Origin of the sequence: Haloferax sp. AS1 (genome assembly GCF_014530665.1) — an archaeon.
Taxonomy (GTDB): Archaea; Halobacteriota; Halobacteria; order Halobacteriales; family Haloferacaceae; genus Haloferax; species Haloferax volcanii.
This window is the reverse complement of sequence record NZ_SPSA01000003.1, coordinates 458,254-458,498: the sequence shown is the minus strand read 5'-3', so window position 1 is coordinate 458,498 and position 245 is coordinate 458,254. Positions and strand designations below refer to the sequence as shown.

Genomic DNA, 245 nt, shown 5'->3' with positions numbered 1-245 from the left:
CTCCGCGCCACGTCACGCTCGGGTCGAACGTCTCCCACATGCGGTCGTACGGACAGGCCGCGCCGAGACGACAGCCGAGGACGCCGTCGGTCTCCATGCAGCGGTCGAGTCGCTCGACGGCGTCGGCGGCGAAGGGGTCGCGCATCACGATGCCGTGGAGTCGGTCGTACTCGGCGGCGCCCCGGCGGGTGTACCAGTTGTCCGTCCAGTCGCAGATGGGGTAGCCCACGACGACGGCCTCGTCC

1 pseudogene is annotated in these 245 nt (G+C 71.0%); it reads right to left on the bottom strand.

The window, feature by feature from the left end:
- A pseudogene (rhcC, locus tag E4P24_RS19485) lies at positions 1–245 on the bottom strand (L-rhamnono-1,4-lactonase); the annotation flags it as partial.